5 protein-coding genes and 1 pseudogene are annotated in these 4,077 nt (G+C 46.9%); 3 read left to right on the top strand and 3 right to left on the bottom strand.

The annotated features are described in order from the left end of the window. Window positions 1-29 precede the first annotated feature (29 nt). Genes QUB61_RS38190 through QUB61_RS38180 form a run of 3 tightly spaced genes read right to left on the bottom strand, consistent with a single transcriptional unit; the run spans window position 30 to window position 1,232 of the window. Entirely contained in the window at window positions 30-335 is a 306-nt protein-coding gene (locus QUB61_RS38190; RefSeq protein ID WP_333136517.1) for a competence protein CoiA family protein, read from the bottom strand. Then, a complete protein-coding gene (locus QUB61_RS38185; RefSeq protein ID WP_333136515.1) occupies window positions 325-492 on the bottom strand; it encodes a hypothetical protein in 168 nt (55 codons plus the stop codon). Before QUB61_RS38185 ends, QUB61_RS38190 begins: the two co-directional genes overlap by 11 nt. A gap of 38 nt (window positions 493-530) precedes the next feature. After that, window positions 531-1,232 carry a site-specific integrase gene (locus QUB61_RS38180; RefSeq protein WP_333136513.1) on the bottom strand — a complete coding sequence of 234 codons (702 nt, stop codon included), beginning with the start codon at window positions 1,230-1,232 and terminating at the stop codon, window positions 531-533. Window positions 1,233-1,394: 162 nt separating this feature from the next. Here QUB61_RS38180 and QUB61_RS38175 point away from each other — a divergent pair, with 162 nt between their 5' ends. The 3 genes and pseudogenes from QUB61_RS38175 to QUB61_RS38165 form a co-directional block, all read left to right on the top strand. Beyond that, a complete protein-coding gene (locus tag QUB61_RS38175; protein WP_333136511.1) occupies window positions 1,395-1,886 on the top strand; it encodes a GNAT family N-acetyltransferase in 492 nt (163 codons plus the stop codon). A 149-nt stretch (window positions 1,887-2,035) separates the two neighbouring features. Continuing rightward, complete coding sequence (locus QUB61_RS38170; RefSeq protein ID WP_333136509.1) at window positions 2,036-2,926, top strand: hypothetical protein; 891 nt, start codon at window positions 2,036-2,038, stop codon at window positions 2,924-2,926. 612 nt (window positions 2,927-3,538) lie between these two features. Next, window positions 3,539-4,000 (top strand): annotated as a pseudogene (locus QUB61_RS38165) (reverse transcriptase N-terminal domain-containing protein); the annotation flags it as partial. Between the last annotated feature and the right edge of the window lie 77 nt (window positions 4,001-4,077).

The following is a 4,077-nucleotide window of genomic DNA, read 5'->3' as shown; positions in this document are numbered from 1 at the left end:
TTCACGCTCATTAGTTATTTACGGATTGATTACCGAGATTCACTAATCAACGAATCGCACTTCCACAGCACCTTCAACTGTTCCAATTCCTCACCCTTGAGTTCGATGTTGAAATGCTCGTAGAGGGGAAGCGATGGGAAAGCTTTGGTTTTAATCCGCTGCGACACGGGCTTGCAAGTTTCCTCGGTGTGAGCGAAGTGATGTTCTTTCACCGAACCCTTTTTCGCTGTCAATCCGCCTCCGCAGTAGAGACAAGTTAGCTGAGTTTTTCCGCGCGCAACTTCATCAATGCCCGTCAGTTCGCCGCTGAGAGCAACACCAAATTTAAGCCACATTGTCTGTCAATTCTCCTTTGAGCCGGTTTTGTAGATGCACCTGCTCCATACGATCGAGAATTGTAACAACAAATCCAGGGGTGAGGGCTTCTGCCTTGAGGGAGAAAGCGATCGGCACTCGATGCTCTTGATGCGTGACTTTAATCCTTGCGTCCAAAATCTAAAATCTAAAATCTAAAATCTAAAATTGCTCGCTCACCAGTCGGGAATTTCTTGGGCCGCGTCAGATTGGCCTTGTGACAGTTGGTGAGGGGGCAACGGCACAGCGGGCAATTCATCAATTACGCGGGGAAATACCTGTTTCCCCGTGTAGGAAAGCATGGAAAGAGAGGCGATCGCCCCCCTAACTTGTTCCGGCTTCACCTCCAAATACCGCTGCAACTGTTCGAGGTTGCTGTGACCGCTGATTTCTTGAATCACCCGCAGCGGAATCCCGGCGTTGCTCATCTGAGTCAGGGCAGTTCTCCTGAAGCTGTGGGTGGAGGCTCCCTCGATGCCGGCCCGCGAGAACGCTTCTCTCAAAATCCGATCCGCTGAGTTGGCGTGCAGGTGCTTCCAGCGGTGGTTCGGGTGGCGGCCGGGGAATAAGTAAGTTTTGCCGGCGTGGGGTTTCCAAGATGTCAGGAGACTTCGCAAATCTTCAAATACCGGAATCGTGCGGGTTTGGAGTTTCCCTTTGGTGTTGCCCTTGCGGAAGTTGATTGTAGGTCTGACTGTACCTCTGGCAGTGTAAATATCGATGACTTCCAGCGAACAGGCTTCGGCAATGCGGCAGGCGGTGTAGAGGCAAACTCCAAACAAAGTGCGGTCGCGCTCGGTCTGCAAACCTTCGCTGAACAAGAGTTCGATTTCCTCTTGCGTAAGGATTTTTGCTTGTCCGTGTCCCTCTATTTTCATGCTTGGTGTATACCCGACCCGACACCTGAGAGTTTGCCGCAAATACTGCATTGCTGCATCCGTAGGCGGGGATTTCTTAACGTGGTAGGAGAGGTGCCAAGGGAAATAAGGATCATCGCATCCGAGGTGAGCGACAATCGCTATCGGGTATTCTAAAAATAAATGATGTTGGAAAGTTCATCGGAAAACAATGGTCAGATGATTATTCGCGATCGCCAGGGACGAGAATACCGCCTGCAAGTAAACGGGGACGAAGACTCATATTTCACTGCGAAACTCTTGTACCGCAACAGCGCAATTGGTATGCTTCAATGCGTTTTGTATCCGCCTGATAAGTTGGTGATAGACGATATCTTGATTCGCGACGATGTAATTCACGTTTCAGAACACTTAGGGGCAGCTCTTTTGAGACTGTTAGTTGAACCCAAGCCAATCGATTACCGCCGCATGGGGCTGGGAACTCACCTGTTGCAGTTTGCGATAAAGAAAGCTCGTCAGCGGGGAATTAAGCGAATCTGCGGTTCTCTAACTGAACAAGACATCAACAACAATCCCAACCTCGTCAAATGGTACGAGAAGCATGGATTTGAGATACTTCCACCTTCAACGGAGAACATCGAAAATGCAGTTTGTGGAATTTCTTTGAATTTATAAGAAAAATTAAATTAATTACGTCTTGCGATCGCATATACCTGTTGTTGCAGCAGTTCGTACATCAAAGATATCACTTTTTTTGCACGGTCTGAAAAACTTTGACTTTGTAATACAATAGTGAAATCTCTGCCCTCGATCGAGATTCCATCATGCCGCCAATGCCAACAGTCACAGTTAAGTCGGGATACAAGCCGCAATCTCTCGATACCAGCATTGAGGCTGACGTGCTGGTGTTTCAGCTAATGCGGCAGTTAACGCCCCAACAAAAAGTACAGCGGACTTGCGCTTTCAATCAAGCGGTGCGAAGGTTGGCAATATCGGGAATAAAGAACCAGTATCCCAATGCTACCAAAGCAAAAGTTAAGCAAGAATTTATTAAAAGGTGCTTGGGTGCCGAGTGGATCGAAATTTTATCAGACAGCAATAATTGGGGTGAACTCGTGATTGCAGATCCGATCGAATTAGCGCAAAAAATAGCCAGCATTTTGCTACCGCTGAATATTCCCTATGTGGTGGGAGGTTCGGTGGCAAGTTCGCTGTTGGGAGAAAACAGGTCTACGCAAGATTTGGACTTAGTGATTGACCTGGAAGCGCGAACAGCACAGAGGTTAATTGATACCATGTCAGGCGAGTTTTACATCAGCGACTCGGCTGTGATTGAAGCAATTGCTAAGTCAAAAACAGCGCCCCGCGAATCATCGTTCAATGTCATCTATTTGCCTTCGATGGAGAAAGCAGACATTTTTGTGATGGGCAGCAACGACCCTTTTTCCGCTTCGGTGATGAGCCGCCGCCAACTTCATCCTGTTAGCGGCTTACAAGAAGAGGGAATTTACATCTACTCGCCCGAAGATATCGTCCTGCAAAAACTCAGTTGGTACAAACTAATTCCTGGCGGTTCTCAAAAACAGTGGAGAGATGTGTTGGGAGTTTTGAAGGTGCAAGGGGAACGACTCGATCTCGCTTACTTAAACCAGTGGGCTGTTACACTCCAACTAACAGATTTGCTCTCTGAAGCGTTGCTTCAATCAGGATATTAAGGTGCGATTCGTTTAACCCAAATGAATAGAGATATTCAGGGACGGTTAGTCTAACCAATCGGTTAAAACAACTAAATACACATCTAGGTGCGGGTCATCCCAAGTCCTAGTCCGCAAGTGCAGCGGTAAAAGCATATCCCCTATCTTACTAGGTAGCAACTAGCAGGTAAAGCGGGGATAAAAAGCAGACTACTGGTAGCCGAAACTGGTAACTGTTGAGCAAGAGTTCATGTGTAGCGAAAGCAAAGATGTGCCTGAACCATCGTTAACTGAGATGGTCTAACGGCTGAATCAAGTATAAGCCCGTTGAAAAACACGGTAAAGACTGATTAAGACCAAGCCAAAAGGCAAGGATAGGGCATAGGCGATTTTTAATTCGACCTATAAGCACTGCCTGTAAACCCGGTGGATAGCATCACACTAAAAACTCAATGAATGTGTATTTGGAACGAAGTAACTCTCATATATTTCTGGAAACAGGTCGATTACCCAGTAAGTAGCTAACGAATAATATATGAGAGAGGGATTGTGTCAAAAGCGAACGCTCTGTTGTAATGACAGAGATATGCAGACAGACGCATGGTAACTTCAAGGATAGGAACTTTAGTAGCAATGAATAAGTCTAAAACGCGGGACAACCCGACGGTGGAATGGAATCAAATCAATTGGCGAAAAGCTGAAAGATTGACATTCAAGTTGCAAAAACGTATCTATCGAGCAAGTGAGCGTGGCGATGTAAAAGCAGTTCGGAAGCTTCAGAAGACCTTGATTAATTCATGGTCTAATAAGGTATTAGCGGTACGACGGGTCACGCAAGACAATACTGGCAAACGTACAGCAGGTGTAGATGGTATTAAATTACTATCTCCGAAGCAACGAGTCAAGCTAGTAAGTCAACTCAAAGCAACTGACAAGTCACAACCGACACGTCGGGTAATGATACCAAAACCAGGAACCAATGAGTCAAGACCATTGGGCATACCCACTATGTACGACCGCGCCTTACAAGCAGTTGTAAAAGCAGCTCTTGAACCAGAATGGGAAGCTCTCTTTGAGCCAAACTCCTATGGTTTTGTGCGGCTCGTTGGCGCAGCCGAGAGGGTTCCAACCCTTGAACGCGCCACACCTCGAAGAAGGCTATGCGCTTAAAG

The sequence above is a fragment of the Microcoleus sp. C2D2 genome (assembly GCF_036702495.1).
Taxonomy (GTDB): domain Bacteria; phylum Cyanobacteriota; class Cyanobacteriia; order Cyanobacteriales; family Microcoleaceae; genus Microcoleus.
This window is presented reverse-complemented; position numbering and strand designations above follow the sequence as displayed.

Bases quoted from the DNA above. Each gene is read 5' to 3' on its own strand.
- QUB61_RS38190 (WP_333136517.1), bottom strand. From the start codon at position 335: ATGTGGCTTAAATTTGGTGTTGCTCTCAGCGGCGAACTGACGGGCATT.
- QUB61_RS38180 (WP_333136513.1), bottom strand. From the start codon at position 1,232: ATGAAAATAGAGGGACACGGACAAGCAAAAATCCTTACGCAAGAGGAA.
- QUB61_RS38175 (WP_333136511.1), top strand. From the start codon at position 1,395: ATGATGTTGGAAAGTTCATCGGAAAACAATGGTCAGATGATTATTCGC.
- QUB61_RS38170 (WP_333136509.1), top strand. From the start codon at position 2,036: ATGCCGCCAATGCCAACAGTCACAGTTAAGTCGGGATACAAGCCGCAA.